General features: G+C 37.5%; 6 protein-coding genes. 3 read left to right on the top strand and 3 right to left on the bottom strand.

Translation table 11 applies throughout. The features are described from left to right. Window positions 1-128: 128 nt before the first annotated feature. Entirely contained in the window at window positions 129-1,733 is a 1,605-nt protein-coding gene (locus tag VB715_RS21810; protein WP_323303301.1) for a peptide ligase PGM1-related protein, read from the bottom strand. Between the two features lie 109 nt (window positions 1,734-1,842). On the opposite strand from VB715_RS21810, the gene VB715_RS21805 reads away from it, so the two are divergent. From VB715_RS21805 to VB715_RS21795, 3 genes are read left to right on the top strand one after another with little or no spacing between them, the layout of a single operon-like run. Further along, complete coding sequence (locus VB715_RS21805) at window positions 1,843-2,274, top strand: NUDIX hydrolase (protein ID WP_323303300.1); 432 nt, start codon at window positions 1,843-1,845, stop codon at window positions 2,272-2,274. A 2-nt stretch (window positions 2,275-2,276) separates the two neighbouring features. Next, on the top strand, window positions 2,277-3,530 hold the full coding sequence (locus tag VB715_RS21800) for an FGGY-family carbohydrate kinase (RefSeq protein ID WP_323303299.1): 1,254 nt from the start codon (window positions 2,277-2,279) through the stop codon (window positions 3,528-3,530). A 29-nt stretch (window positions 3,531-3,559) separates the two neighbouring features. After that, a complete protein-coding gene (locus tag VB715_RS21795) occupies window positions 3,560-4,315 on the top strand; it encodes a TIGR00297 family protein (RefSeq protein WP_323303298.1) in 756 nt (251 codons plus the stop codon). Here the strand turns inward: VB715_RS21795 and rsmD are convergent. Both rsmD and hisH read right to left on the bottom strand, forming a co-directional pair. Next, on the bottom strand, window positions 4,306-4,836 hold the full coding sequence (gene rsmD / locus VB715_RS21790) for a 16S rRNA (guanine(966)-N(2))-methyltransferase RsmD (protein WP_323303297.1): 531 nt from the start codon (window positions 4,834-4,836) through the stop codon (window positions 4,306-4,308). The genes VB715_RS21795 and rsmD overlap by 10 nt on opposite strands. A gap of 13 nt (window positions 4,837-4,849) precedes the next feature. After that, the gene (hisH, locus tag VB715_RS21785) at window positions 4,850-5,476 is read right to left on the bottom strand and encodes an imidazole glycerol phosphate synthase subunit HisH (protein ID WP_323303296.1); all 627 of its coding nucleotides are present in this window, start codon (window positions 5,474-5,476) and stop codon (window positions 4,850-4,852) included. Window positions 5,477-5,681: the final 205 nt, after the last annotated feature.

Raw genomic sequence — 5,681 nt, 5'->3', positions numbered from 1 at the left:
ACTCGATAAGTAAGCGTAAGCATACTGGTTCGATGAAGCAACTAGGGCAAGTGAAGCGTCAAAAATCTCAAAGTAAAGTAGATGGGGATTCAGAAACCCCGTCCGTCTTTACGGCGGGGTAGTTCATCTCATAATGTCCAAATAATAGGAAGATTGGGGGTAATTAATTCCCCTGAAACATCGTTTATGGTTTCAGTTTCCTTATCTAAAACCTGCTCTACCTGTTGATAAATAGCTTCAGCTTCAGCTAAAGAATTCCCAATACAAGTTAACCCTAATTTGCCAAATTCAGATAATGCACCCATTAAATGAAACAGAGTCCCTGTTTTATTACTGCTATCAAAATGTAAGTGATGTTTGGCGATAATATCCATTAAATCATCGGGCAGTAGTCCCGCATATTGAGGCTTTTGTAAATTATCAGAAGCAATATAATATTTTTCTTGACCTTGTTGGGTATAAAATAATCCAGTTGTTTCATCGTAACTGCCATTAGTTAATAATTTAAGGGTCATAAATGGATGAGTTGTTCCTCCTTTTCTTAAATTAATTTCAATAGCTTGAATGTCCCATTCTTCTCCTTGATGTGTTACCTTACGAACGGCTAAAAAATCCACTCCATAGCGTTCCATTGCGCCCCGTTTTGCGAGTGCTTGACCAATTTTTAAGCCTAAAGCCTGAAGTTCTAAACGATAAGCTTGATCGGCGGGGAAACGACAGCCTAAATAAATTTGTCCATCGGGGCCCCCTAAAATTTGATCATGGGTAGACAAAATTTTGACTTCTCCATTGGGTGTAATATAACCTTGAACACTAGGAGAACGCTTTTCTTCCCCTTCAATAAAGGCTTCAACAATTGCCCCTAATTCGGGAATGCGACTGGAAAAGTTTGACCAAGTTTCCTCTTTTGCTTGAAAACTTAAGCCATTAAAACTCTTACTAATTGCCGAGATTCTATCAGATTTATTCGCTTTATTTGGAGCAAATTCTGCAATTTTTTTGCAATCTAAAACAGCATTTCCTTCTCCTGAGAATCCTTCGTTAAGTTTGATAACAATTTTCTGTAAATTTGGTTGACGTTCCCATAATTGATTGGTTTGTAAGACTAGGTCATCAACGGTTTTAACTAAGGGACTGCCATCAGGATGAGGAATAGAACATTCGGAAAAAATTGCTCTACTGCCACTTTTAGACCCCCAATAATTTAATTGGGGAGAAGACGCAAATAAGGGAATTTCTAACCTTAAAGATAATTCTTGTTCTAAGTACGTGGAATTAAAACAGACCATATAAGATTTATCCGGGCGAAGGGCCCGACGAATGCGTTCAACTAAGCGAGGACGCTCTAAAATTTTTTGCGTTAAGGGCTTAAAAGAGTTATCATAAGTTGTTAAAAGAAGTAGGCGATCGCGGGCATGAGAAAAAGGAATTCCGGGCAATAATTGTAAGTAATATTCAATAATAATTGGTGACAGAGGTTGTCCGGTTACATAAATCAGTCTTGTTTTCGGATTTTTTAAGCGAATTAATGAAAATAATAATCGTTCTTCATAATGAAGAAAACCCGAAACTTTTTGCCCAACTTTTTGATCAATACTGAAAGAAGGAAGCACCAAAATATCATAGCCATCTTGTTCAAAAAGGTCTTTCCCTTGCCAATATTGACGTAACTTATTTTGCAGTTGATTGAACTTTTTAATTTGAGAATTAAGAGAAGTATCGTCAGTTCTCATAGTCGTAAAAATCTTGTCCCTATTGCCTTTATTATTTTAGCGATAATTGTGTCTCATTTTTTATTTTTATTGTATAGTTAAGTAACAGTTTTAACCCTAGGAAAATCTTATGACTTTTCGGAACCCTGTTCCTACAGTGGATATCATTATTGAACTCATTGATCAACCCCATCGACCAATTATTTTAATTGAACGAAAAAATCCCCCCTATGGTTGGGCCTTACCAGGGGGGTTTGTTGACTATGGAGAAACTGTTGAAAATGCGGCTGTTCGAGAAGCGGTGGAAGAGGTGAGTTTATCGGTTAAATTAATTGAACAATTTCATGTCTATTCTGACCCCAAACGAGATCATAGAAAACATACCCTTAGTATTGTCTTTATTGCCACAGCAACGGGACAACCTAAAGCAGCAGATGATGCCAAAAATATTAGAATTTTTGATCTTTGGGAATTACCGAAAAATCTTTGCTTTGATCATGATAAAATCCTAGAAGATTATCAAACTTATCGTCATTATAAATTACGTCCTAATTTACGTTAATTATGTTGTATTTAGGAATTGATTTTGGTACCTCTGGGGCGAGGGCAATTGTTATTAATGAACCTGAGCATATTCAATTTGAAACCCATTGTTTATTTGCAGAAAATCAGTCTAATAATTTAGTTAATATTTGGGCAAATACCCTGGATCAATTATTATATAGTATTCCTGTAGAAATCCGTCAAAAAATTTCTGCTATTGCCATTAATGGAACTTCCTCAACTGTCTTACTATGTGATAGTCAAGGAAACCCTATAGATGACCCAATTTTGTATAATGATGCTAGGGGAAAGATTGTCTTAGAAAAGATCGAAAAAATTGCGCCTAAAGGTCATTTAGTGTGTAGTGCTACTTCCAGTTTAGCTAAACTTTTTTGGTGGCAGCAAACACCAATATTTGAAGAAGCTTGTTATTTGCTTCATCAAGCAGACTGGTTAGGATTTTTATTACATGGAAAACTGGGAATTAGTGATTATCATAATGCCCTAAAATTAGGTTATGATGTCGAAAATTTATGTTATCCTGATTGGTTACTAAACCTACCAATTTCTTCAATTTTACCCCAAGTTTTGCCCCCAGGTACAGTAGTAGCAACTATCAAATTAGAGATAATAAAACACTTTAATTTTAACCCCAATTGTCTTGTTTGTACAGGCACAACAGATAGTATAGCAGCATTTTTAGCGAGTCAAGTTAAGCAACCTGGAGAAGCTGTTACCTCCCTCGGATCAACCTTGGTTTTAAAATTATTAAGTCAAACGCCTGTTAATGATAGTTCATCGGGAATTTATAGCCATCGTTTTGGAGATTTATGGTTAACGGGCGGGGCCTCTAATACAGGTGGGGCTGTTTTAAAACAGTTTTTTAATAGTCAAAAATTAGAAGATTTAAGTAAGAAAATTGAGATAAATAAACCCACAAATCTGGATTATTATCCCCTTTTAAAGCCAGGAGAAAGATTTCCTATTAATGACCCTAATTTATCGCCAAAGCTTAAACAAAAACCCGATAATCCTATTATATTTTTGCAAGGCTTATTAGAAAGTATGGCAAAAATTGAAGCCCTTGGCTACCTAAAATTACAACAATTAGGAGCAACCCCTGTCACTCAAGTTTATACAGCAGGGGGTGGGGCAAAAAATCAAACTTGGACGAAAATTAGAGAAGATTATTTAAAGGTTCCTGTGACGATTTCTCGCCAGACTGAAGCCGCTTATGGAACCGCTTTATTAGCCAAAAGAAGTAGATTATGCTAACCTAAGATAAAAATATATTAATCAAAATCATGGTTGAATTTTCCTTGAGCAATCCTTGGATTATTGGTATAATATCAAATAGCAGCTTGTTGGCGTTTGCCTTAATTTCCCCGAAAAAATTATTGACTTTATGGGGCTATATTCATGCTTGGATTTTAGGGGTAATTGTCTGGGGAACCTTGGGCTGGAAAGGTTATACAATTGTCATGTTTTATTTCTTAGTGGGATCAGCCGTAACCCGTATTGGGATGGCCCAGAAAGAAGCCGCAGGAATTGCTGAAAAACGGTCAGGAATGCGGGGGCCAGAGAATGTTTGGGGGTCAGCCTTAATCGCCACAATTTGCGCCGTAGCAACCCTATTTGTCGAGTCCCCTTGGCCATCATTATTAATCATCGGTTATGTAGCCAGTTTTAGCACCAAACTCTCCGATACAACGGCCTCAGAAGTGGGAAAAGCTTACGGAAAACGCACCTTTTTAATTACCACCTTAAAACCAGTTTCCCCAGGAACAGAAGGGGCCATAAGCTTAGAAGGAACTTTAGCTGGAATGATGGCATCTGGGGTTATTGCTGGGTTAGGTTGGGGTCTTGGTTTAATCAACTTCATGGGAGTTATTTGGTGTATAATTGCTGCCTTTATTGCCACTAATTTAGAGAGTGTTATTGGTGCTACCTTACAAGAAAAATGGCAATGGATGACCAATGAAATTGTCAATATTATTAATACATTAATTGGGGCCGTATTTGGGATCTTAATGGCTTGGTTATGGAGTTTTTATTTATAAAAGGTTAAACTTGTATTTCCGTAATGTTTTTGACGGCAAATTTCTAATCCTTCTAGGTCCTTTGCTAACCAAAATTTTGGATTATGTTCAACGGACAATTCTCCTTGTTCTGCCAGAAGTTTTTGAGTCGTAATGATTTCTAAAACAGGTTGATATAATTGACTACGATAAGGGGGATCGAAATAAATTCTCTCAAATTTTTGTCCTATTAATTTTTTTAATTCTTTGATAATATCCCCTCGAATCACTTTGAATTGCTGTTCAGAGTTTGCAACTTTCCCCCAATTATCATTAATAATTGCACAAGCTTTTCCTGACTTTTCAATCCCAATAACTTCCTTAGCACCCCGACATAATGCTTCTGCTCCCATTGAACCATTACCCGCACATAAATCTAACCAGCGACACCCTTCTATTTGTCCTTGCCAAATATTAAATAAGGCCTCTCTGACCTTAGCAGAGGTGGGACGAGTTAACTCTCCTGGTAAGGTTTGGATCAGTCGATTTCCATAAATTCTCATAGTAAATAATTAACTATGAATTATTTACTAATTTGACAAAATTTGACAAAATTTGTAAACCATTATCGGAGGATTTTTCTGGATGAAATTGTACCGCCATTAAATTATCAACAGCGATCGCCGCAGTCACCCTTTGACTGCCATGAGTTATCATAGCGGCCCGCACTTGAGGATCGATGGGATCAACATAATAAGAATGGACGAAATAAACATAAGGTTCCCTCGGCAACCCTTGCCAGATACTGAGATCCGATTGTGTCAAGTGTAACTGATTCCAGCCCATGTGAGGAATGGTTAAATCCGGTTCAGAATGGAAACGACGAACCATCCCAGGAATAATGCCTAAACCTGGTTCTTGCCCTTCTTCCGACCCATCAAAAAGAATCTGTAACCCTAAACAAATGCCTAAAAAGGGTTTACCTTGAGCGATCGCCGCTTTAATGGGGTCTACCAAATGACGCGATCGCAAATGCTGCACCGCAGGATCAAAAGACCCAACCCCTGGCAAAACAATTCCTTTAGCATTTGCCAGATCTTCAGGAGAATCAGTAATTTTTGGGGTAATTCCTGCTTTTTCTAAGGCCTTACAGGCAGAGTGCAGGTTGCCCATATCATAATCAATAACAGCAATAAAGCTCATAAATACTAGCGAGAGAGATCCTTGAAATTTCTTACCCTAGGAGTTGAATGCTTTAAAATAGTCAATTCCTAGACACAATTTTATCCCAATGTCGCCAGAATACCCCATCTTCTCAAAAAGTTGGGGATGAATGGCGACCAACAAATAAACCGAACCGTTGCGGAGTCAATATATAACTTAACTTTTTTGCATAAAACAGATAACC

The sequence above is a fragment of the Crocosphaera sp. UHCC 0190 genome, from assembly GCF_034932065.1.
GTDB lineage: Bacteria > Cyanobacteriota > Cyanobacteriia > Cyanobacteriales > Microcystaceae > UHCC-0190.
Note: the sequence above shows the minus strand (reverse complement) of the source record. Positions and strands in the feature narration are given on the sequence as shown.

Excerpts from the sequence above, each read along its gene's own strand:
- VB715_RS21810 (WP_323303301.1), bottom strand. The coding sequence starts at position 1,733 with ATGAGAACTGACGATACTTCTCTTAATTCTCAAATTAAAAAGTTCAAT.
- VB715_RS21805 (WP_323303300.1), top strand. The coding sequence starts at position 1,843 with ATGACTTTTCGGAACCCTGTTCCTACAGTGGATATCATTATTGAACTC.
- VB715_RS21800 (WP_323303299.1), top strand. The coding sequence starts at position 2,277 with ATGTTGTATTTAGGAATTGATTTTGGTACCTCTGGGGCGAGGGCAATT.
- VB715_RS21795 (WP_323303298.1), top strand. The coding sequence starts at position 3,560 with ATGGTTGAATTTTCCTTGAGCAATCCTTGGATTATTGGTATAATATCA.
- rsmD (WP_323303297.1), bottom strand. The coding sequence starts at position 4,836 with ATGAGAATTTATGGAAATCGACTGATCCAAACCTTACCAGGAGAGTTA.
- hisH (WP_323303296.1), bottom strand. The coding sequence starts at position 5,476 with ATGAGCTTTATTGCTGTTATTGATTATGATATGGGCAACCTGCACTCT.